Origin of the sequence: Paracraurococcus ruber, assembly GCF_004353985.1 — a bacterium.
Classification (GTDB): Bacteria; Pseudomonadota; Alphaproteobacteria; order Acetobacterales; family Acetobacteraceae; genus Paracraurococcus; species Paracraurococcus ruber.
This window is the reverse complement of record NZ_SMOA01000020.1, coordinates 1-22,215: the sequence shown is the minus strand read 5'-3', so window position 1 is coordinate 22,215 and position 22,215 is coordinate 1. Positions and strand designations below refer to the sequence as shown.

16 protein-coding genes are annotated in these 22,215 nt (G+C 71.4%); 13 read left to right on the top strand and 3 right to left on the bottom strand.

The window, feature by feature from the left end:
• Window positions 1–849 precede the first annotated feature (849 nt).
• Window positions 850–2,079, bottom strand: coding sequence for an LLM class flavin-dependent oxidoreductase (locus tag E2C05_RS06550; protein WP_133218808.1), 1,230 nt, complete (start codon window positions 2,077–2,079; stop codon window positions 850–852).
• A 533-nt stretch (window positions 2,080–2,612) separates the two neighbouring features.
• Here E2C05_RS06550 and E2C05_RS06545 point away from each other — a divergent pair.
• The 6 genes from E2C05_RS06545 (at window position 2,613) to E2C05_RS06520 (ending at window position 9,677) form a co-directional block, all read left to right on the top strand.
• Entirely contained in the window at window positions 2,613–3,254 is a 642-nt protein-coding gene (locus E2C05_RS06545; RefSeq protein ID WP_133218807.1) for a DUF47 domain-containing protein, read from the top strand.
• Window positions 3,255–3,266: 12 nt separating this feature from the next.
• Window positions 3,267–4,271, top strand: coding sequence for an inorganic phosphate transporter (locus E2C05_RS06540; RefSeq protein ID WP_133218806.1), 1,005 nt, complete (start codon window positions 3,267–3,269; stop codon window positions 4,269–4,271).
• Window positions 4,272–4,409: 138 nt separating this feature from the next.
• Complete coding sequence (locus E2C05_RS06535; RefSeq protein WP_240046614.1) at window positions 4,410–5,438, top strand: ABC transporter substrate-binding protein; 1,029 nt, start codon at window positions 4,410–4,412, stop codon at window positions 5,436–5,438.
• Window positions 5,435–6,448 (top strand): ABC transporter substrate-binding protein, encoded by a 1,014-nt coding sequence (locus E2C05_RS06530; protein WP_133218805.1) that lies wholly within the window; start codon window positions 5,435–5,437, stop codon window positions 6,446–6,448. Before E2C05_RS06535 ends, E2C05_RS06530 begins: the two co-directional genes overlap by 4 nt.
• Window positions 6,448–8,628, top strand: coding sequence for an ABC transporter permease (locus E2C05_RS06525; protein WP_133218804.1), 2,181 nt, complete (start codon window positions 6,448–6,450; stop codon window positions 8,626–8,628). Before E2C05_RS06530 ends, E2C05_RS06525 begins: the two co-directional genes overlap by 1 nt.
• On the top strand, window positions 8,625–9,677 hold the full coding sequence (locus E2C05_RS06520) for an ABC transporter ATP-binding protein (protein WP_133218803.1): 1,053 nt from the start codon (window positions 8,625–8,627) through the stop codon (window positions 9,675–9,677). The genes E2C05_RS06525 and E2C05_RS06520 overlap by 4 nt, the downstream gene beginning before the upstream one ends.
• A gap of 639 nt (window positions 9,678–10,316) precedes the next feature.
• On the opposite strand, the gene E2C05_RS06515 is transcribed toward E2C05_RS06520, so the two are convergent.
• Both E2C05_RS06515 and E2C05_RS06510 read right to left on the bottom strand, forming a co-directional pair.
• Entirely contained in the window at window positions 10,317–12,233 is a 1,917-nt protein-coding gene (locus E2C05_RS06515; RefSeq protein WP_133218802.1) for a S8 family serine peptidase, read from the bottom strand.
• Between the two features lie 945 nt (window positions 12,234–13,178).
• Entirely contained in the window at window positions 13,179–14,387 is a 1,209-nt protein-coding gene (locus E2C05_RS06510; protein WP_133218801.1) for an ABC transporter substrate-binding protein, read from the bottom strand.
• 209 nt (window positions 14,388–14,596) lie between these two features.
• Between E2C05_RS06510 and E2C05_RS06505 the strand changes: the two genes are divergently transcribed.
• The 7 genes from E2C05_RS06505 (at window position 14,597) to E2C05_RS06475 (ending at window position 22,124) form a co-directional block, all read left to right on the top strand.
• Window positions 14,597–15,526, top strand: a complete 930-nt coding sequence (locus tag E2C05_RS06505; RefSeq protein ID WP_133218800.1) for a LysR family transcriptional regulator — start codon at window positions 14,597–14,599, stop codon at window positions 15,524–15,526.
• A 101-nt stretch (window positions 15,527–15,627) separates the two neighbouring features.
• Complete coding sequence (locus E2C05_RS06500; protein ID WP_133218799.1) at window positions 15,628–16,830, top strand: iron-containing alcohol dehydrogenase; 1,203 nt, start codon at window positions 15,628–15,630, stop codon at window positions 16,828–16,830.
• Window positions 16,830–17,426: a glutathione S-transferase family protein gene (locus E2C05_RS06495; RefSeq protein WP_133218798.1), complete on the top strand. Its 597-nt coding sequence runs from the start codon at window positions 16,830–16,832 to the stop codon at window positions 17,424–17,426. Before E2C05_RS06500 ends, E2C05_RS06495 begins: the two co-directional genes overlap by 1 nt.
• Window positions 17,427–17,438: 12 nt before the next feature.
• Entirely contained in the window at window positions 17,439–18,356 is a 918-nt protein-coding gene (locus tag E2C05_RS06490) for a glutathione S-transferase family protein (protein WP_133218797.1), read from the top strand.
• 20 nt (window positions 18,357–18,376) lie between these two features.
• Window positions 18,377–18,793 carry an ester cyclase gene (locus E2C05_RS06485; RefSeq protein WP_133218796.1) on the top strand — a complete coding sequence of 139 codons (417 nt, stop codon included), beginning with the start codon at window positions 18,377–18,379 and terminating at the stop codon, window positions 18,791–18,793.
• Window positions 18,794–18,803: 10 nt separating this feature from the next.
• Window positions 18,804–20,363, top strand: a complete 1,560-nt coding sequence (locus E2C05_RS06480) for an AMP-binding protein (RefSeq protein ID WP_133218795.1) — start codon at window positions 18,804–18,806, stop codon at window positions 20,361–20,363.
• Between the two features lie 45 nt (window positions 20,364–20,408).
• Window positions 20,409–22,124 carry a thiamine pyrophosphate-binding protein gene (locus E2C05_RS06475; RefSeq protein WP_133218794.1) on the top strand — a complete coding sequence of 572 codons (1,716 nt, stop codon included), beginning with the start codon at window positions 20,409–20,411 and terminating at the stop codon, window positions 22,122–22,124.
• Window positions 22,125–22,215: the final 91 nt, after the last annotated feature.

Here is a 22,215-nt window from a genome sequence, read left to right as displayed (position 1 = left end):
GTCTGCGGGGCGGGCCATTGTTGCCCGGCCGGCCGCACGGGCGTCAATCGCGGCGGCGTGCCGGGCGCATGGGCCCGGCCCTGGCTGCCCGCGACCGGGCGCATGCCCGGCCGGGGCTCTGCCGTGCGGCACGGCAGGCCATGCCCGGACGACGGTCCGCGACCTTGCATCCGGGCGCCGGCAGGGCGCGATGCCGGGTCACCAGGGACTTGGAGGGCTCAGGCCGGGAGGTGGTCCGATGCCTGGCTGGACGGGGCCGGCACCTGCCCGATGGGACGCTCGGGCCGGGAGGACGCGGCCGGATGCTGACCGGCGGCCGCCTGGTCGGGCGCGGTCCGGGTGGCCGGCAGCGGCATCCGCGCCAGCGGCAGGCCCCGCTCATGCCGCGGGCGGCTGCGCTCACCCTTCATCATCGGCCTCCGTGCCGGCGACCGGCATGCGCGGGCTGGCGGGCGGAAACAGGCCCATATCGCCATCGTCGTGATAGGGGCCGAGACATTCGAGAGGCGGCAGCGGGACCGGCTGCCGGCCATGCGTGGCTTCCATCGGAGAACCCTTGGGGCTTCTTGATGGACCTCACGATAGTGTGAAATCAGGCGAAATGGTAGACAATCTTACAGGGCGCGGGTCTTACAGGGCGCGGGTCGGCGCGAGGCTGCACGCCGGGATCGCCATGCTGGCGATCCTGGCCCGGGGTCCCGCGCCGGATGGTGCCCATCGCCGCAAGCCGCCATGGCCGCGGCAGGCCATCCGCCCCGGGCGTTACGGCGATGGCGGGTCGCCGCGGGCATCACGGGCAGGCGCCGTCTTCCGGCTTCGGGTGTTGCGGCAAGGCGGCGCCCCGCGCCGTCAGCCGCGCTGCGTGTCGAAATCCGGCAGGTTGCTGCCCGAGGCCGCCAGCATCGGCGACCGCGTGACCTTCAGCGCCTCGGCAGCCGCGGCATTCTCCGAGATCTTCGCCATGACGGCTTCCTTCGCGCGGTCGAAATACTCCCGGTTGGTGGCGACGAACTCGCGCGATTCCCGCAGCTTGCGCAGATAGCCGTTGATCTCCGGCACCACGTAGCGCGCCACCATGTCCCAGCTGCGGAAGGTGTTCTCGGGGTTCGCCCAGTCATGCACGAAGCCGACGACGGTACCGAAGCCGCCGCTGAGCGCCAGCACGTCCTTGATGCGGGCGATGAGGTCGTCCGGCGTGCCGATGGTGGCGACCGCGCCGGGGCCGTAGGCGGTCTTCTCCACCGCCTCGTCCGGGGTCCGGAAGGGCTTGGCGCCGGGCCGTTGCAGCGTGCCGGTGACATATTCGTTGTGGTGCCTGAACAGGCCGTCCCGGGCCTCGGCCATCGCCTTCTCCCGGGTCTCGGCGATGTGCCAGCTCAGCAGGACGCGCCAGTTCCTGCGGTCCACCGTGGTGCCGGCCTTCCGCGCGGCATCCTCGGCGAAGCCCCATTGCGTCGGCAGCGCGTTCAGCCCCTCGGTCGACAGCGAGCCGATGGAGATGATGCCGATGCCATGCTTGCCGGCCAGCGTCATGCCGGAAGGACTGATCTGCGACGCCACCGCGAAGGGCATCTCCTCCTGCAGCGGCAGGAGCTGCAGCGCGGCGTCGTTCAGGTTGAACCAGTCGCTGCGGTAGGTGATGCGCTCGCCCCGGAACAGGCGGCGGATGATGCCGATCGCCTCGTCCTGGCGGTCCCGCAGCAGCATGGGATCGATGCCGAGCGTATGGGCGTCCGAGGCCAGCGCACCCGGGCCGGAGCCGAAGATCGCCCGCCCGCCGGTCATCCAGTCGAGCTGCACCATCCGCTGCGCGACGTTGAACGGATGGTGGTAGGGCAGGGAGACCACGCCGGTGGCGAGCTTGATGCGCTTCGTCCGCTCCCCGGCGGCGGCGAGGAACATCTCAGGCGAGGCGATCATCTCCCAGCCGCTCGAATGGTGCTCGCCGCACCAGAATTCGTCGTAGCCGAGCTTGTCGAGATGCTCGACCAGGTCGATGTCGCGGCGGAATTGCAGCAGGGGGTTCTCGCCGACCGGATGATGCGGGGCGAGGAAGGCACCGAAGCCGAGGCGGGGCATGGGACGTCTCCTGTACCCGCGCGGGGCGGCGGGAACGCCGCCCCGGCCGGCCTCGCGCGGCATTCTGCACGCTGCCGCGCGAGGCCAGTCGTCCCCGGCACGCAGCTTGATGAGGACGATACGCAGCGACCGGGAGGAGCGGCAAGCCGCCCCGGCCGGGCCGCGGCATCGCTGGCCGCTGCGGGCAGGGACACGGGGCGGCGCGCCGCCTGACCGGGCGGCGAGGCGCGCCCGGCCGGCAGGGGGCCGGCGTCCCGACGAGGCGACGCGGGGCAGGGGTCTCGCCGACCTGGCCTGTGCCTGGAACGGATGCGTCGCGGCCCGGCGGAAGGCGCTTCCGGCCACGGCACGCCGGCCCCGGGCACGGGTCCAGGGCATGGATCCAGGGCACGGATGCGGGATGCGGGGGTGTCGGCCGGAACGGCGGGGATGCCCGGACTTTCTGTGATGCGCGTTCAGGCCTATGGGCGGGCTGGCCCGGCGACGCGGCCCGGGTGACCTGGGCCTGGCCGCCCTGGAAAGGACAGGACCGCATGCGTTGGTTCCGCCGCCTGCTGCCGCGCGAGGAGCGGTTCTTCGACATGTATGCCCGCCATGCCGATGCGGTGGTGCGCGGCGCGACCGAGTTGCGCGGCATGCTGAACGGCGGCGACGCGGTGCGCCGGCATTTCCCGGGCGTCCTGGCGGCCGAGGACGATGCCGATGCGGTGACGCGGGAGGTGGTGCAGGCGGTCCGCCGGACCTTCGTCACCCCCTTCGACCGCGGCGACATCCAGGCGCTGATCGGCCGCATGGACGACACCGTCGACCAGATGAAGAAGGCGGCCAAGGCCATCATCCTGTTCGAGATGACCGAGTTCGAGCCCGACTACCAGCGGATGGGCGAGGCGATCCTGCGATGCGCCGGCCTGCTGCGGGAGGTCGTGCCCCTGCTCGCCAACATCGGTTCGAATGCCGGGCGGATCGGCGCCCTCTGCGAGCAGATCCGGGCGGTGGAGGGCGAGGCGGACGACGTGCACGACGCCGGGGTGATGGAGTTGTTCCGGCGATCCCGGCCGGAGGATGCGCTGCGGTTCATCGCGGCGCGCGAGGTCTTCGACCTGCTCGAGAAGGTCGTAGATCGCTTCGACGACGCGGCGGAGGAAATCGAGACCATCGTGGTCGAGCACGTCTAGGTCGCGCCCGGCATGGACGCCGCCCTTTCCCTGCCGCTGCTCTACGGCCTGGTGGCCGTGGCGCTGCTGTTCGACTTCCTCAACGGCCTGCATGATGCGGCCAATTCCATCGCCACCATCGTCTCGACCCGGGTGCTGCGGCCGCAATATGCGGTGCTCTGGGCGGCGTTCTTCAATTTCATCGCCTTCCTGTTCTTCGGCCTGCACGTGGCGGACACCATCGGGCGCGGCATCGTGGATGCCAGCATCATCGACCCGCGCGTGATCTTCGGGGCGCTCACCGGGGCGATCACCTGGAACCTGGTGACCTGGGCGCTGGGCATCCCGTCCTCCAGCTCGCATGCGCTGGTCGGCGGCATCCTGGGCGCGGGCACGGCGAAGGCGGGGCTTGGCGTCATCCTCTGGTCGGGCCTCGGCACGACGCTGGCGGCCATCGTGCTCTCGCCGCTGCTCGGCCTGGTGCTGGCGCTCCTGCTCGTGCTCGTCGTGTCCTGGGTCTTCGTCCGGCAGACGCCCTTCGTCGTGGACACCACCTTCCGCCGGCTGCAATTCGTCTCGGCCTCGCTCTACTCGCTGGGCCATGGCGGCAACGACGCGCAGAAGACCATGGGGATCATCGCGGTCCTGCTCTACTCGCAGGGCCTGCTGGAGGGCGGCTTCCACGTGCCCTTCTGGGTGGTGCTGTCCTGCCAGGGCGCCATGGGCCTCGGCACCCTGTTCGGCGGCTGGCGCATCGTGCGCACCATGGGGTCGAAGATCACCCGGCTGACGCCGATGCAGGGCTTCTGCGCCGAGACGGGCGGCGCGATCACACTGTTCCTGGCGACCTGGCTGGGCGTCCCGGTGTCCACCACCCACACCATCACGGGCGCGATCATCGGCGTCGGCACGGCCCGGCGCGCCTCCGCCGTGCGGTGGGGCGTCGCCGGCACCATCGTCGTGGCCTGGGTGGTCACCATCCCCGCCGCATCCGCCATCGCCGCCCTGGCCTATGCGCTGGCGGGGCTGTGGGATTAGGGCCGGGCGCGGCCACGGCACCCTGCTTCACGCGGCGCGCGACGCGATGGCCCGCCCGGCGATGCGGGGTGGCGTGCCGAACCAAGCTATGTGACAAATCGATGACGGTCTGACGCCCAGGGGGAGGGGCGACGCTGCATGCGTGCGGGTCTGGGCATGGTGCTGTGTGGCGCGGTGGCGCTGGGTCCGGCGGCGCCGGCGGCGGCGCAGGGCGCGCTGAACCTCACCTGCTCCGTGCAGGTGGAATGGTGCCAGGCCGCCGCCACGAATTTCACCCGCGACACCGGCATCCGCGTCAACATGACCCAGCGCGGCTCGGGCGAGGCGCTGGCCGCCATCCGGGCGGAGGCGCAGAACCCGCGCACCGATGTCTGGTTCGGCGGCACCGGCGACCCGCATCTGGCCGCCGCCGAGGAAAACCTCACCCAGGCCTATGAAAGCCCGAACAGCGCCGCCCTGCAGCCCTGGGCGCAGGCGCAGTGGCAGCAGTCCGGCGGCCGCGCCATCGGCATCTATGCCGGCGCCATCGGCTTCGGCATCAACACGGAGCTTCTGGCGCGCAAGGGGATCACCCCGCCGGCCTGCTGGGCCGACCTGACCGAGGCGCGCTTCGCCGGGGAGATCCAGGTGGCGAACCCCGCCTCCTCCGGCACCGCCTATGTCGTCATCGCCACCCTCGTCCAGTTGATGGGAGAGGACGAGGCCTTCGGCTACCTGCGGCGCCTGCATGCCAATGTGAACAGCTACGCGCGCTCCGGCACCGGCCCCATCAAGGCCGTGGCGCGTGGCGAGACCGGCCTCTCCATCTCCTTCGTCCACGACGCGGTGACGGAGAGGAATGCCGGCTTTCCCGTCGCCTGGGCGACGCCCTGCGAAGGCACGGGCTACGAGATCGGGTCGATGTCCATCATCCGCGGCGCCCGCAACCTGGCGCAGGCGCGGCGCTTCTACGACTGGGCCCTGACCGCCCCGGCGCAGCGCCTGGGGTTCGAGGCGGGCGGGCAGCTGCAGACGCCGTCCAACCGCGATGCCCCGCTGCCGCCCGGCGCGCCGGACCTGACGAAAATCCGGCTGATCGACTACGACTTCGCCCGCTACGGCCGCAGCGCGGAGCGCCGCCGGCTGATCGAGCGATGGGAGCGCGAGGTGGGAGCCCGGCCGCGATGATCCACCGCCTGCTGTTCGTCCTGGCCCTCCTGACGTCCCTGCCCGCCACGGCGCAGGGCAGCCTCAACATGCTCTGTGCCCCCGCCGCCGACTGGTGCGAGGCGATCGCCGCCGGCTTCCAGCGCGACACCGGCATCCGCGTCTCCATGGCGCGGAAATCCTCCGGCGAGATCCTGGCGCAGCTGCGGGCCGAGGCGCAGAACCCGCGCACCGATATCTGGTTCGGCGGGTCTGCCGAGACCCACCTGACCGCGGCCGAGCAGGGCCTGCTGCAGGCCTACGCATCCCCGAACATGGCGGAGCTGCAGCCCTGGGCGCAGAAGGTCCATGCCATGGCCAAGGGCATGTGCGTCGGCGTGTCCACCGGCGCCATCGGCCTGGTCTTCAACCGGGAGGTGCTGGCGCGGCGCAACCTGCCGGTGCCGCAGAGCTGGGCGGACCTGCTGAAGCCCGCCTATCGCGGCGAGATCCAGCTGCCGAACCCGAATTCCTCCGGCACCGCCTACACGATCATTGCCGGCCTCATCCAGCTCTGGGACGAGGACCGGGCCTTCGCCTATCTGCGCGAGCTGAACCGCAACGTGAATGCCTATACCCGCTCTGGCGCCGCGCCGGTGCAGGCGGTGGCGCGGGGCGAGACGGCGATCGCCGTGTCCTTCAACATGGAAACGGAAAGCCTGGTGCAGCAGGGCTTCCCGGTCGGCATCACCTACCCCGAGGAAGGGACGAGCTACGAGGTGGCCTGCCTGTCCATCATCCGCGGCGCGCGCAACCTGGCGCAGGCGCGGCGCTTCGTGGACTGGTACCTGACGCCGGCGGCGATGGATATCGGCCTGAAGGCCAACCAGTACCATGTGCCGGCGCACCGGGGCGCAGCGCCGGACCCGCGCATCCCAGACATCACCAGGATCAGGCTGGTGGACTACGACGTCGCCACCTATGGCGAGGCACGGATGCGGCGGCGGATCCTGGAACGCTGGGACCGCGAGATCGGCGCCCTGCCGCGCTGATGCGCGGGCCCATCCCCTGCTGGCTGGCGGCGCTGCTCGGCACCGCCCTGCTGCCCTGGAACATGCAGCAGGACGGCGTCACCCTGGCCGGCCTGTGGGCCTGGGGGGCGGAGGATGCCGAGGCGGCATCGGCGCTCTGGCAGGCCGTGGCGCATGGCCGCTGGTGGTTCTGGCCGGTGTCGGCGGCGCTGATCCTGGCGCTGCCCGGGCTGCGCGGCGCCGCCGGCTGGCAGGTGGCGGCCGGCGCGCTCGGCCTTGCCGCCGTCATCGGCCAGGGCCTTGCCATCGGCGTGCAGGGCTGGCGCTGGGCCTGGCTGGAAGGCGCCTTCGGGCCGCTGGAGGACCGGCAATTCGGCATCGGCCTCGGCGGCACGGTGACGCTGCTCGGCTTCCTCTTCCTGCTGACCGGCGGGCTGGCGCGGCGCGGGCTGTTCCGCGGCGACCGCTTCGTCGCCGGCGGGGTCGGGCTGCTCGCGCTCTGCATCCTCGTCTTCACTGCCTGGCCGGTCACGACCATGCTGGCGCAGGTGCTGACCCCGCGGGAGGACCTGCCGGCCTGGGCCGCGCTGGGCGAGCGCATCGCCGATCGCCGCATCTGGGGACTGGGCTGCCTCGCGGGCGGCGGCTGCGGCGTGTTCTGGAACACCCTGCTGCTCGGCATCTCCACCGCGACGGCCGCGACCGCGCTCGGCCTCTGCTTCGCGCTGGTGGTGACGCGCACCGGCTTCCCGGCCCGGCGGGCGCTGCGGCTGCTGACCGTGCTGCCGATCATCACCCCGCCCTTCGTCATCGGGCTTGGGCTGATCCTGATCTTCGGCCGCTCCGGCCTCGTCAACCAGGCGGCGGATGCCTGGTTCGGCCTGCAGCTCGGCCGCTGGATCTACGGCTTCGACGGCATGCTGCTGGCGCAGGTCTTCTCCTTCACCCCCACCGCCTTCCTGGTGCTGATCGGCGTGGTGGAGGGCGTGTCGCCGACCATGGAGGAAGCCAGCCAGGTCCTGCGCGCCAGCCGCCTGCGCGGCTTCCGCACGGTGACCCTGCCGCTGATGCGGCCGGGCCTGGCCAATGCCTGGCTGGTGGTGTTCGTGGAAAGCCTGGCGGATTTCGGCAACCCGATCATCCTCGGCGGCTCGACCGGCGTGCTGTCGACGGAGATCTTCTTCGCGGTGGTCGGCGCGCAGCAGGATTTCGGCCGCGCCGCGGCGCTGGCCGGCGTGATGCTGGCGCTGGCGCTCGGCGCCTTCCTGCTGCAGCGGGCGGTGCTGGGGCGGCGCTCCTATGTCTCGATGACCGGCAAGGGCGATGCCGGCATCCCGGCGCCGCTGCCGCCCCTGGTCCGCCGGCTCTGCCACGGCGTCGCGCTGCCCTGGGCGACGCTGACCGTCACGGTCTACGCCATGGCGCTGGCCGGCGGCTTCGTCCGCGTCTGGGGGCGCGACTGGACGCCGACCCTGTCCCACCTGCTGCGCGCCTTCGCGCTGGAACGGACGGCGGATGGCAGGCTGCTCTTCACCGGCGGCGCCTGGTCGTCGCTGGCGACGACCGTCGAGCTGGCGGCCATCGCCGCGCCACTGACCGCGCTTCTCGGGCTTCTCGCGGCCTGGATCCTGTCGCGCCACCGCTTCCCTGGCCGGACCGCGCTGGAATTCGCGGTGATGCTCACCTTCGCGGTGCCGGGCACGGTGATCGGCGTGGCCTACATCCTCACCTACAACATCCCGCCGCTGGAGATCACCGGCACCGCCGTGATCCTCGTCGCCTGCTTCGTCTTCCGCAACCTGCCGGTCGGCGTCCGGACCGGCGTGGCGGCGATGAGCCAGATCGACCGCTCGCTGGACGAGGCGGCGCTGACCCTGCGCGCGTCCACCTTCCGCGTGCTGCGCACGGTGGTATTGCCGCTGCTGCGGCCCGCCATCGTGACGGCGCTGGTCTATTCCTTCGTGCGGGCGATGACGACCGTCTCGGCCGCCATCTTCCTGGTCTCGGCGGAGCATGAGATGGCGACCGTCTTCATCATCAACCGCGTCATCAACGGCGATTACGGCCTGGCGATCGCCTATTGCGCCGTGCTGATCCTGCTGATGGCGGGCGCCATCGCGCTGATCCAGCTGCTGGTCGGGCAGCGTCGCCTGGGCCGCCGGGCGCCGGTGGTCGCCGCCCCCGTGGCCGGCCGCGCATGACCCCCGCCCGCATCGAGTTCCGCGGCATCGGCAAGCGCTACGGCACGGTGCAGGCGGTGAAGCCGCTCGACCTGGTGGTGGAGGGCGGCACCCTGGTCACGCTGCTGGGTCCTTCCGGTTGCGGCAAGACCACGCTGCTGCGCATGATCGCCGGGCTGGAGGCCCCGAGCGAGGGCCGCATCCTGATCGGCGGGCGCGACGTCACCGACCTGCCGCCGGGTGAGCGGAACGTCTCCATGGTCTTCCAGTCCTATGCGCTCTTCCCGCACATGACGGTGCTGGAGAATGTCGCCTATGGGCTGGTCTCCTCCGGCCTGTCGCGTCGGGCGGCGGCGCGGCGCGCGGAAGCGGCGCTGGACGGCGTCGGCCTGCCGGGCTTCGGCCCGCGCCAGACCTTCGAGATGTCGGGCGGCCAGCAGCAGCGCGTGGCGCTCGCCCGGGCCCTGGTCCTGGAGCCGGAGGTGCTGCTGTTCGACGAGCCCCTGTCGAACCTGGATGCCCGGCTGCGACGGTCGATGCGGGACGACATCCGGGCGCTGCAGCAGCGGCTGGGCGTCACGGTGGTCTATGTCACGCATGACCAGGGCGAGGCGCTGGCGGTGTCCGACCGCATCGTCGTCATGCGCAATGCCGGGATCGCGCAGGCGGGCACGCCGATGGAACTCTACGTCCAACCGGATACCGTGTTCGTCGCCACCTTCATGGGCGAGGCGAACCATGTTCGCGGCATGATCGAGGCGATCGAGGGGCCGCTGGCGACGGTCGCGGCTGGTCCCCTGCAAATGCGGCTGCCGCACCGCGGCCTGCCCATGGGGCCCTGCGACCTGATCCTTCGTCCCGAGGCCGTGCGCCTTGCACAGGATGGCCCGCTGCCGGCGGCAGTCCGCCGCGCGACCTATATGGGCGCGCAGATCGAGTACCGGCTTGCCACGCCGATCGGCGACCTGCTGGCCATCATGCCGAGTGCCGGACCGACCTGGCAGGCCGGTGACGACGCGCGGGCCGCCCTGCGTCCCGAAGGGGTCGTGCTGGTGCGCGCCGATATGTGATGCCGGCGACCGGCCCGGCGAGGCGGGACGTGGCGCGATGCACCAGCCCGCCTTGGCGCATGGCGGCCGACCGATCCCTGATCCCTGCGCCGTCGTCCGGAGCGAAGTGCCGATATTCGTCGCCGCGCGATCGGTGCGCGACGCGGTCGCCTTCAAGGCGAGGGCAAGCGGCCGGGCGTGCCGGTGCCCAGGTCGCGGGACGGGGGGCGCCGCGGCCTGGCTGCCCGGCCCGACCCATGGCCAGGCGGCCGCCGCGTCTCGCGGCGGCGCGCCGGGTTGCCGCGATGCCCGCAGCCCCCACCATCCCAGCCATCTCCGCCAGCGTCCCCTTCCGCAGGGCGCTGCTGCCGGTCGGGACTCAGTCTGTCCAGCGCCTGGCTGGAGCGGCGCATCGCCAGGAGGGTTCTCCGATCGAGCGCGTCACGGCGCGACGACGGACTGCCCGCGACGCGCCTAACCCGAAGCGCGCCGCCGCCATGACGCACTGCCGCCTGCAGCGCGTTCGATCGTCCCGAAGCCCCGCCCGCAGGCGGGACGACAACACCCTCAGGCACCCGCAGGCTGAGCGGCCCGCTCCGGCCGGCGGGTAAGCCGCCCTGGCCGGGATGGGCATGGTGGCATTGCCCGGCGGCCGGCGCATCAGGCGAAGGGCGAGTCCGAATGGGGCAGCTTGTGCAACCAGTCGCTGACCTGCGTGAAATCGGTCGCCTTCCAGAGATAGCCGCTGCCCGACAGCACCATCGAGCCATCGGAGAGATACGCGATCTTCCCGGATATGGCGGAAAGGCCGACCCCATCGGTCAGCCAGACCTTGTCGCCGGCCGAGAAGTCCATGATCACGTCGCGTCCGGAATTCCGGCCCTCGACGAAAATGTCGTTGCCGCCGGAGCCGGACATCGTGTCGTTGCCATAGCCACCGCGGATGACGTTGTTCGCCGAAGTGCCGCTCAGGCTGTCATCGCCGGCCCCGCCGAACAGGTTCTCGATGGCGGTCCCGCCGCTGATGGACAGCGACGCGACCGATCCGTCCGCATTGGTCAGGGTGCCGCCGAGCGCCAGGCTGAATGCCAGCTTTCCGGACACGGCGGAGAAGTTCAGCGTGTCATAGCCGGTGCCGGCATCCTTGATGATCCCGCGTGCAGGATCGGCCTTCAGCATGGCCGACAACTCGTCGGTGAAGACATACTGGGTGTCGGGACCATAGTTTTCGCCCGACAGGCGGAGCGACCAGGACTTCAGCACGGTCGTGTCCGCCGTGTCGTGGTCATGGATCTTCACGGTCCATCCGCCGGCCGCGTCCTCACCCCAGAATTGTTCGGACGTGAAGGTCCAGACGGTGCCCGTGGACGCGTTGACCAGGGCATGGTCGATCAGGACGCTCTCGGTTCCCTGCGCGCTGACCAGGCTGATCCGATAGTCGCCCCAATCATTCGACCCCAGGCTGATGGTCAGCATCGCCTTCTCGACCCGCATGCCGCTGAAGATGGCGGTATCGGCGAAGTCCGCCTTCAGGGTTGCGCCCACGCTCCGGGAAATGCCGGGATAGGGATTGCCCCAGTAGCTGCTGACATAGGCCTCCGCCAGCCGCACCGCTGCGCCGGCGTCGACCAGGCCGAAGCCGTAATCCGCGCTGTGGTGCATGCCGCCGCCATTCCAGTCGCGGGCGTGGTTGATCAGGTAGTTGGCATCGGCGGCATCGGTCTTGTGGGCCGTCAGGCCGATGATGTCCTGCACCGCGCGCCAGGACAGGTAGCGGTTGGCCTGCAGCATGAGAGCCGCGACGCCGCTGACCGTCGGGGCGGCGAAGGAGGTGCCCGTCCCGGTTCCGATGGCCGTGTCCCAGGAGGTCACGATGGTCTCGGCCGGGGCTACGACATGCAGGGCGACGCCGGGCGTGGAGAAGGCGGAGACCCTGCCGTTGATGTCCGTGGACCCGACCGCCATCACGTATTGCGAGCTCTGGAAGGCGTGGAGGTTGATGTTGTCGCCTGCCGCGCGCTCATTGCCGGCACCGACGACCCAGATCTCACCATAGCCGTTCCGTGCGAAGGCGGTGCCCTGGTAGAGGTTGCTGTCCAGCAGGCCGCGATCGCCCCAGGCGCCGAAGGTCCAGGACATGCTGGTGATGTCGGCGGTGTTCCAGGCGTGGTCGAGTGCCCGGTAGTACTGCGCCATGCCTGCCCCGAAGGTGAGCTTCACGCCGACCATCGTGGTGTCGTAGGCCACCCCGACCATGCCGGTGCCATCGGCGGCAGCCCCCAGCACATTGGCGACCGCGGTGCCATGCGACGATGCTGCGTAGATGTCGCTGCCGCCGGCATAGGCGTCGTAGCTGGCCGCGCGATCGAAATGCGCGAGGTCCGCATTGTCGAGATTGAAGCCATTGTCGATCACTGCAACGCGGATGCCGGCGCCGGTGTAGCCGAACGTCCAGGCGCCGACGGCATTGATGCCGGCCTTTCCCGCGCCGAGGTTCCACTGCTTTCCAGTGGCCAGATAGGGATCGGTAGGGAGCAGAGGCATGTCGACCTGGTCCTCTCCGGGCAGGGGAGCCATTTTTCGGCACGCCGCGCACAGAAGAACGAAATCCGATTTCTTCGAACCGCTGCGGAAGGTGTTCCAAGCGGTGCGGATCGAGGAGTCGGCCGGTGCCTCTTTCGACCGGCGACCCGCCCCCGTCGGCCGAGGGCGGATATCGGCGCATCAGGTTCGCCGGAGCCCATCATGCCGGGAGCGCGGCGCCCAATCCGCCGTGACGGCAAGCGGCAGGCGGTGCCCATCTTGATCCCGTGTTCGCCCGGCCCAGGGGTGGCTGCCGCGCGGCGACGCGGGCACGGGATGGCTTCGCGCCGGACGGACTGCGGCGAGGGCTACAGGAAGGGCGTCCGGGGCGGGATGGACAGATCCATCACCGCGGCAGGAATCAATCAGGGTCCTGGCTTGGCTACCCTGCCCGGGCGCCGGTCACTGGCCGCGTGGCGTCCCGGCGTGACGCCGACCCTTTTGACGAAAACGTGCCTGTCGCGAGGGCTCGCCGATCGTTGGTCGGATGGATCACGCCCCGCGGCACCTTCGGTCGGGCCACCCCGGGCGCCGTCGAGCGGGGTCCAGAGCAGAGGACGCCGAGCAGGATGGCGCCCCGACCAGGATCGCCGGCCCATGGCGAAGCCGGGCCGATCGATGGTGGCATCGTGAGGCATCGGGGCTGCCGGACCGGCGCGCCGGATGCCATCGGCCCGGGAGGCGACCTTCGGCCCCGACCCGGGCAGGCATGGCATGCCGGTCAGCATGTCGTCGTCGCGCCGGCCGGGCCTTGGGCGCGACGCCTGAGCATCCCCGGCGGCGCCGGGTGGCACGGCGCTGCCGCTGCCACGCCCCGGCGAGGCATAGTCGCACTCCTCGAGGCACGCACCGGCACGCCGGCCTGCGTCGGCCGGGCAGGCGAGCATCGTCCCTCCGAAGCCGGCGCGCGCCGAAGGGCGATACGGCCAGAGGACTGGATCAGGTCGTCTGCAGGACGCAGCCGCTCCTCTCCGCCGGCAGGAACAGCTTGTCGCCGGGGATGGTCTCGACAATGCGGTACAGGTCGGCGGCCGAGCGGGACTCGGCTGGGCGCTTCACCTCGGCCAGGTAGAGGTCGCTGACCACGCGCCCATTCACCTGGATGCGGGGGTTGCTGAGCATGCCGTCGGTGAAGGGCAGGTCGCGCATCGCCCGGTTCACCGATGCGGCATCGTCGGACCCGACCTTCGCCACCGCCTGCAGGTAGTGCAGGGTCGAGATGTATCCCATCACATGGCCCATATCGGGCACGACATTGCCGTTGCGCGCCATCATCCGCCGGGCGAAGCCCCGCGTCGCGTCGTTCAGGTCCCAGTACCAGTTCACCGCGAAGCGCAGGCCCTGCGCCGTGTCGAGCCCCATCGCAACCACGTTGTTCACGAAGACCAGCATCGCCGTGACATTGCGGATGCCGTATTCCTTCGCCTGTTTGACCGAGTTCACGAGGTCCGGCCCGGCATTCGCCAGTGCCACGACATTGGCGCCGGAGGCGCGGGCCTGCAGCAACGGCGCCGACATGTCGGCGGTCGCCAGCGGGTGCCGGACCTGGCCCACCACATTGCCTCCCACCGCCTGCACGGCGCGGGTCGCGTCATTCGCCAGGTCGTGCCCGAAGGCATAGTCCACCACCAGCAGGAACCACTTGTTGCCGCCGGCCTTCACCACGCCTTCCGCGATGGCGCCGGCGAGTTCGCCGGTCGAGACCGCCCATTGCGTGGCATAGGGGGAGCAGGCACGGCCGGAGAAGGACGCCGCGTAGTTGCCGGTGACGAGCGTGCTGACCTTCCGCTCCCGGGCGAAATTCTGCACCGCCAGCCCGACCGCGCTGGAGCCGCCGAGCATGAGCGCGGAGGCGCCGCGCTGGTCCACCAGTTGCCGCGCCAGGCTGGATCCCAGGTCGGGCTTGGTCTGGTGGTCCACGGCGACCACCTCGATCGGCCGACCGAGGACGCTGCCGCCGAAATCCTCGACCGCCATGCGCGTCGCAAGCACGGTGTTGGGACCGCCATTGCCCGAATAGGTGCCCGACAGGTCCTCCACGATCCCGATGCGGAAGGGCTGCGCCTGGCCCTGCGCGCGGGCCGGCAGGCTCCCGAGGACCGGGAGCCCGGCCATGGCCTTGAGGAAGTCCGAGCGGGTGAGCGTCATGGTGGGTCTCCGTTCCCTCTTGCGGCCCCCGGTCCGTGCCGGACGCCTTGGTGGTTCCGGGAAGCGGGCCCGGTGCCGGCCGGATCCTTCGCGCGGCCGGCGCTTGCGCGGCCAATACATTTTTGCTGGCGGTCCCATATCCGGCCACTATGAGCCAGGGGGCGCCGCCGGCAGCGGCCCCCGGGCGAACCGTCTCGGGGAGGGCGGCCTTGGACCTCAGGCAGCTGCGGTATTTCGTGTCCATCGTGCAGAGCGGCTCGATCTCCCGCGCCGCCATGCAGCTGAACGTGGCGCAGCCGGCGCTGTCCATGCATGTCCGGAACATGGAAGCGGATCTTGGCACCCCGCTGCTGTTCCGCACCCCCACCGGCGTGCAGCCCACCGAGGCGGGGCTGATCCTCTTCCGCAACGCCCGCGCCATCCTCGACCAGGTCGAGGCGGCGCAGCAGGAGGTGCGCGGCAATGCGGCGGAACCGGCGGGCGAGGTGCGGCTGGGGCTGCCCAGCAGCGTCGGGCAGATCCTCGCCGTGCCGCTCATCCTCGCGGTGCGAGACCAGGCGCCGAAGGTCACGCTCTGCGTGGCGGAGGCGATGAGCGGCTATGTGCTGGACTGGCTGCGCCAGGGGCGCATGGACCTGGCGATGACCTTCCGCCCGGTGGAGGACCGGGGCCTGTCCAGCCTGCCGCTGCTGACCGAGGAACTGCTGCTCTTCGGTCATCCCGATGCCGCGCTGCCGGCTGGCCCCTTGCCCTTCTCGAGCTGCGCCGGGCTGCCCATGGTGCTGCCCAGCGGCGGCCAGGGCCTGCGGCTGCTGATCGACCAGACCGCGGCGGAGCAGGGCGTCGCCCTGGTGCCGGGCTTCGAGCTGGATGCCTATCCTGGCCTGAAGCTGCTGGTCGAGCGCGGGCTCGGCTTCTCCCTGCTGCCGGCGCATGCGGGTCAGGCGGAGGTGGCGGAAGGCCGGCTGCGGGCCTGGCGGCTGGACCCGCCGCTGCTCAGCACCGTCCACTTGGCGCGGCCGACGGACCGGCCGCTGTCGCGCGCGGCGCAGGCGGTGGAACGGCTCTGCGTTTCGGTGATGCGCGGCCTGGTCGCCTCGGGCGCCTGGACCTCCGCAAGGCTGCTGGATCCGCCATAGCGCCGGCTTATGCGGGCCAGCGCAAATCGGTCTTGGCCCGCGCCCCGCCGCATCGGCTACTGCTGCGGCAACGCCGCGCAGTCGGGCGGAGGGAGCGTCCCATGATCACCAATTTCTACATGCCGACCCGCATCGTGGCGGGCCAGGGATCGCTGGCGCGCATCGGCGCCCTGGCCCGCGACCTCAAGATGACCCGCGTGCTGGTCGTGTCCGACCCGGTCATCTCCCGCCAGGGCTTCCACGCCGACGCGCTGGCGGGGCTTCGGGAGGCCGGGATCGGGGTGGCGCGCTTCGACGAATGCGGCATCGACGCCCGCTGCTCGCATATCGACGACCAGGGCGCGCGCGTGCGGCGGGACGGGATCGACGGCGTGGTCTGCATCGGCGGCGGGTCGGTCATGTGCACCGGCAAGGGCATCGCCATCGTCGCAACCAACCAGAAGCCGATGCGCGACTGCACGGGGGTCGGCCGCTTCGACCGCAAGGCGCTGCCGATGATCATGGTGCCGACCACCGCCGGGTCGGGCTCCGAGGTCTCGCAGTGGACCATCGTGAAGGACGAGGAGCGGCACCTGAAGCTGCTCGGCGGCGGACCGCTGAGCTTTCCGGACGCCGCCATCCTCGACCCCGTCACCCTGGCCTCGCTGCCGATGCGCGTCGCGGCGCTGCCGGCGGTGGATGCGCTGACGCATGGGGTGGAGGCCTATCTCAGCGGCATCGCCTCCCCCCTCACGGATGCCATCGCGCTGGCGGCGGTACGGCTGCAATTCGGCTCGCTGCGCGCCTCCATCAACTCGGATGACGTCGCGGCGCGGGCGGACAACCTCGTCGCCTCCTGCATGGCGAACATCGCCTGCGGCAATGCGCGACTGGGGCATGGGCATGCCCTGTCGCTGCCGATGGAAGGGCATCTCGACCTGCCGCATCCCTATGGCGTCGGCGTGCTGCTTCCGCAGGTCACGGCCTTCAACCTGGCGGTCCTGCCAGGCAAGGCGAAGCCATTGGCCGAGGCGCTGGAGGTGGAGACCGCCGGCCTGACCCGCGCCGAGACCATCGCCGCCTGTGCCGACAGCATCCGCGGGCTCTATGCCGATATCGGCTTCCCCGATCGCTTCACGCCCGAACAACTGCCACGCCAGCGGGTGCGGGAGATGGCGGAACGCGCCGTCCCCGGCCTCTATGCCGGGATCGAGGCGGAGGGCTTCGACATCGCCTCGGTCCGCGACGACACCGTCATCGCCTGCCCCTCGGCCCGGAAGATGACGGTGCGGCAGGCGGAGCGGATGTTCGAGGCCTGCCTCTGATGCGCATCCTCTCGAACACCACCTCGCCCTATGCCCGCATCGCGCGGATCGCGCTGGCGGAGAAGGGGTTCGACCTGTCCGGCACGCGCATGCTGAACCCCTGGGCAGATGACGCCGAGATGCTGGGGCTCAACCCGGCATCGCGCGTGCCGACCATCATCACGGATGCGGGGTTGCCGATCACCGAAAGCCTGCTGATCCTGCTGTGGCTGGAGCGCAAGGTGCCGGAGCCCTCGCTGCTCGACGGCCCGCTCGACCGCATCGTCTCGCAGGCCGGTCGCGCCATGGGCGTGATCGATGCGATGGTCGCCATCATGATCGGCGTGCTCCAGATGGATCCGCATTGGGGCGAGACCCGTGTCGGCCTGCGCCGCCGCCGGTCCATCGTCACCGGGCTTCGGGCGTTGGACGCCGACCCGCCCGGCCATGCGGGCGGCGTGCCGGACATCGCGGTGCTGACGACCGTCGTGGCGCTGGACTACCTGCGGCTGCGCTTCCCCGATGCGCACTGGGTGGAGCCCCTGCCGGCGCTCGACGCGCTGCGGGCGAAGGTCGGCGACCGGCCGGCCTATGCCGCAACCCGACCCTATCTGTAGGGAGGCGCCGCCATGACGCAATTCATCCTGCACCAGTACGACCTCTCGCCCTTCTGCGAAAAGGTCCGGCTGGCCTTCGGCCTCAAGGGCCTGGACTGGCACGCGGTGGAGGTGCCGGTCTGGCCGCCGAAGCCGGACCTGATGCCGCTGACCAACGGCTACCGCATGGCGCCGGTGCTGCAGATCGGGGCCGACATCTACTGCGACACCATGCTGATCCTGCGCGCCATCGAACGGCGGGCGCCCCTGCCCAGCCTCTATCCCGGTGGCCAGCGCGCCCTCGCGGAGGTCCTGGGCTGGTGGTGGGAGCGGGCGAGCTTCGTCCCCGCCGCCTCGCTCGCCACCTGCGTCATCGGCGACCAGTTGCCGCCGGCCTTCATCGAGGAACGCAAAACCTTCATGGCGCATGACTTCAGCAGGGAAGCCTCGCTGCAGGACCGCGCCCTGAACCTGCAGCGCATGCATGCGCATCTGGCGTGGCTGGCCGGCATGCTCGGCGATGGGCGTGCCTTCCTGCTGGGCGATGCGCCCTCCGCCGCCGATCTCGCGGCCTATCATACGCTGTGGTTCGCCCGGCAGCATGGCGGGGCGGAGGTGGAGGCCGCGCTGCCGCTGGCGCCGCTCGATGGCTGGATGGCGCGCGTCGCCGCGCTCGGCCATGGCAGGCGCCGGGACATGCCGGCCGCCGAGGCGCTGGACATCGCCCGGGCCGCCGAGCCCGAGCCGCCGGCATCGCCCGACGGCGACCCCAGCGGGTTGCGTGCCGGCCAGGCGGTGGTGGTGCGGGCCGAGGAGCGTGGGCGCGACCCGATCCATGGCACCCTGGTCGGCGCCGATGCGGAGGAGGCGGTGATCCGGCACGAGAACGCGCGTGTCGGCGCGGTGCACATCCATGTCCCGCGCGCCGGCTTCGCGGTGCAGGCGGCGTGAGGGCAAGGGAGGACGCAGGAATGTCGCTGGAACGGAACAAGCAGCTGGCGCGGGACTACTTCAAGGCCTTCCTGGCGAAGGACACCGCCTGGTTCAGGGACCATATCGAGCCGGGCTTCCGGCGGCATGATCCCGGCCTGCCCTTCGAGGTGGTGGGGCCGGCCGGGGTGGAACAGCTGGCCGATGCGCTGCTGCCGGCGATACCCGACATGCGCCTCGACATCGAGGACGTGATCACGGAGGGCGAGAAGGTGCTGGTCCGCCTGACCATCCACGGCACCCATGGCGGCGACCTGCTGGGCATCCCGGCCACCGGCCGGACCGTGAAGGTGGCGGTGCTCGACCTGTTCCATATCCGCGACGGCAGGCTGGCCGAGCATTGGGCGCTGCTCGACAATCTCGGCATGCTGAAGCAGCTTGGCGTCACCGCCATCTGACCGCTGCCGCATGTCTCCGATCCTCACGCTGGGCGAGGCGCTGCGCGCCCAGGCCCGCCTGCAGCCGGAGCGCATCGGCGCCCGCGACCTCGACCGCGCGATGAGCTTCGCGCTGTGGAATGCGCGCGCCTGCCGGCTGGCGAATGCGCTGACGGGGCTGGGCCTGGCGCGCGGCGACCGCGTGGCGGTGCTCGCCCACAACCGGATCGAATGGGTGGAGATCTATGCCGCCGCCGCCAAGGCCGGGCTGGTCGCGGTGCCGGTGAATTTCCGCCTGGTGGGGCCGGAGATCCGCTACATCCTGGAGGACAGCGGCGCGGCGGCGCTGATCGCGGAGGACGTGCTGCTGGGCGCGGTGGAGGCGATCGGCGCCGACCTGCCGGTGCCGCGCGACCGGCTGGTGCTGCTGGGCGGCGCGCGCGTGCCGGCGGGCTGGCGCGGCTACGAGGATCTGCTCGCCGCCGCGGCGGAGACCGAGCCGGCCGTGCCGGTCGCGCCCGGCGATCCCTGGTGCCTGATGTACACCTCCGGCACCACCGGCAACCCGAAGGGCGCGATCCGCGGGCATCGCGGCATGGCGATGCTGGCGCTGATGACGGAAGTGGAATTCGGCCTGCGCCGGCGGGATGGCGCGCTGCTGGTCATGCCGATGTGCCATGCCAATTCGCTGAATTTCTTCTCGGCCTTCCTCTATGCCGGTGCGCCGGTGAACATCCTCTCGCGCGCCAGCTTCGACCCGGAACTCTGCCTGCGGACGCTGGCGGAGACGGGCGCCAGCTTCACCTCCCTGGTGCCGACGCACTACCAGATGATGCTGGACAGCACCGCGGCCCGCGCGCGGGCCGGCGCGCTGGACCGGGTGGAGAAGCTGCTGATCTCCTCCGCCCCCGCGCGCATCGAGACCAAGCGCGCGGTGATGGCGATGTTCCCCCGGTCCGGCCTGTTCGAGCTCTATGGCTCGACCGAGGCCGGCTGGGTGACGATGCTGCATCCGGAGGAGCAGTTCGACCATGCCGGCAGCGTGGGGCGGGAGGTGGTGGGCTCCGCGCCCGTCCGCCTGCTGGACGAGGCGGGCGAGGAGGTGCCGGACGGCATGCCGGGGGAGCTGTATTCCTGCGGGCCCTATGCCTTCGACGGCTACTGGAACCTGCCGGGGAAGACCGCGGAGGCCTTCCGCAGCGACTACCTGACGGTGGGCGATGTCGCGGTGCGCGAGGCGGGGGGCTACATCCGGCTGCTCGACCGCAAGAAGAACATGATCATCACCGGCGGCGAGAATGTCTACCCGACCGAGGTCGAGACGGTGCTGGCCACGCATCCAGGGGTGCGGGATGTCGCGGTGATCGGCCTGCCGGATGCCCGCTGGGGCGAGCGGGTGCATGCCGTCGTGGTCCCGCGGGACGGCGCCGGGCTGACGGAGGATGCGCTGCTCGACTGGTGCCGCGGGCGCATGGCCGGGCACAAGCGTCCCCGCGGCATGTCGCTGGTGGCGCCGGACGACATCCCGCGCAACGCCACCGGGAAGGTGCTGCACCGCGTGTTGCGGGAGCGGCTGGTGCAGCAGGGCTGAGGGGCGGTGGGAGGGATCGCGCCCCCCTTCGCAGGAGGAAACCCGATGCAGGTCACGTCCGACAGCAGCGCCGCCCTGGTCGCGCGCCTTCTCAGGCGCCGCGGCGTCGACCGCGTCTTCGCGCTCTGCGGCGGCCATATCATGCCGATCTGGATGCGCCTGGATGCCGAGGGCATCCGCATCGTCGATGTCCGCGACGAGCGCGCCGCGGTGCACATGGCGCAGGCGCATGCTGAGCTGACCGGGACGCTCGGCGTCGCGCTGGTCACCGCCGGGCCGGGCGTGACGAATGCGATGACCGGCATCGCCAATGCCCATGTCTCCCGCGCGCCGGTGCTGGTGCTGTCCGGCACGGCGCCGCGCGCGCAGGAGAATCGCGGCGGGCTGCAGGACCTGGACCACACGCAGCTCCTGCGGCCCATCACCCGCTATGCCCGCACGGTGCGGGAAGCCGCGCTGGTGCTGGCGGAGCTGGACGAGGCGATCGCCCGCGCCTTCGGCGAGGCCGGCGAGCCGGGCCCGGCCTATCTGGACTTCCCGGTCGACACGCTGCGGGCGCCCGTGCCGGCCGCCCTGCAGCTGGAGGAGCACCTGCGCCCCAAGCCGCGCCCGGTCATGCTGCCCGACCCGGCGCGGATCGAGGAGGCGGTGGAGGCGCTGTGGTCCGCGCGGCGCGTCCTGGTCGTCTCCGGCCGCGGGGCGCGCGGGGCAGGGGCGGAGCTGACCGCGCTGCTCGATCGGCTTGGCGCCGCCTATCTCGACACCGGCGAGAGCCGCGGCCTGGTGCCGGACTCGCACCCCTCGGTGGTCGCCGCCATGCGCGGCGCCGTCATGGGCGATGCCGATGTGGTGCTGACGGTGGGCCGGCGGCTGGATTTCCAGCTGGCCTATGGCTCGCCGGCGGTGTTCGGCGATGCCCGCTTCATCCGCATCAGCGACGTGCCGGGGGAGTTGCGCGACAACCGCCGCGGCACGCCGGAAATCCTGGCTTCCGCCGCGCCGGCGCTTCGCGCCCTGCTCGACGCGGCCGGCAACCGGTCCCCGGCGCTGGACCTCGACTGGGCGGCGCGGCTGCGCGCCGGCCATGCGGAGCGCGCGGCGAAATTGCGGCATGCCATGGCCGCGGCGCCGAATGGCGGCGACGGCCGCCTGCATCCGAACCGCGTGCTGGCCGCGCTGCAGGACGCCCTGGGGGAGGATGCGATCGTCATCACCGATGGCGGCGATTTCCTCAGCTTCGCGCGGGTCGGGCTGTCGGCGCCGTCGATGCTGGACCCCGGTCCCTTCGGCTGCATCGGCATCGGCGTGCCCTATGGCATCGCCGCCAGCCTGGCCTTTCCCGACCGGCCCGTGGTCGTGGCGACCGGCGACGGCGCCTTCGGCTTCAACGCCATCGAGCTCGACATCGCCGTACGGCATGGCGCCCGGCCGCTGATCATCGTCGCCAACAATGGCGCCTGGCAGATCGAGGTGCATGACCAGCAGGTGACGCATGGCAAGGTGGTCGGCACCCGGCTGCAATTCGCCGACCATGCGGCCATGGCCCGCGCCTTCGGCATGCATGCCGAGCGGGTGGAAACGGCGGAGCAGCTGGGCCCCGCCATCGCCCGCGCGATGGCGAACCGGCCCGCGCTGATCGACGCCGTCGTCACGCCGGAGGCGGTGTCCTCCGACGCGAAGACGGGTCTCGCCTGGGTGCCGGACCTGCAGCCCCTGGCGGCCTGGGACGCGGCGGAGCGGCGCTGGCGGGCCGATGGCTGACCGCCGCCTCCGCGCCGGCGCGGGCACGGGGGCACGCGGGACGCTGGCGCTGGCCGGGCCGGGCGCCCCGGCCGCCCGGATGCTGTCCTGC